Raw genomic sequence first — 578 nt, forward strand, 5'->3', positions numbered from 1 at the left:
CTTTATCGCTCAGCGTCTCTTCGAAGAACGTTGTCGTAGCCATCAGGATACTCCCTTCTTACTGAAACTGGATCACTCGAACCGACATCATCAGTCCTCATGGCGCTTTGCTTCCAACACGGCCCGAATGAACTCAGGCCGAGACGGCGCCGGGTCGAGCTTCGCCCGCTCCTCGTCTAGCCACGCCAGAAGATCCGGCGCCAGGCGCAAGTTGATCGATGTAGAGTTGACCGGTGGCCGTCCGATCCTCTTCTTCACTGTTTCCGGCACCAGAAACCTCTTGACTGGTTCGCCTTTATGGTGCCAGAAAGAGAGCGGGCGGACAAGGTGCTACCAACACCCAGCCGCCCTAACCGAAACTCTGTTCCTGAGGAGAACAGCGAATGGCTGCGCATTGCCATAACACCCCCGGCTTGTCTTGTGAAAGCCTACACGAAATCCGCGACTGCCTGATCCTCGCGCTCGACGTGACCGAGGATCCGCGCGGCTACACCCAGCCCGAGCGCGAAGCGCGCAGCTACATGCGCACCGCCCTGCGGCGCACCGAGCGCCTGATCGGGAGGGCGTGACGATGCAGA

Annotated in this window: 1 protein-coding gene; it reads left to right on the forward strand. The window is 60.0% G+C overall.

The genetic code is table 11. The annotated features are described in order from the left end of the window. Positions 1 to 383 precede the first annotated feature (383 nt). Positions 384 to 569 (forward strand): hypothetical protein, encoded by a 186-nt coding sequence (locus CKO11_RS17240; RefSeq protein ID WP_119003226.1) that lies wholly within the window; start codon positions 384 to 386, stop codon positions 567 to 569. Positions 570 to 578: the final 9 nt, after the last annotated feature.

The sequence above is a fragment of the Rhodobacter sp. TJ_12 genome (assembly GCF_020023995.1).
GTDB lineage: Bacteria > Pseudomonadota > Alphaproteobacteria > Rhodobacterales > Rhodobacteraceae > Rhodobacter.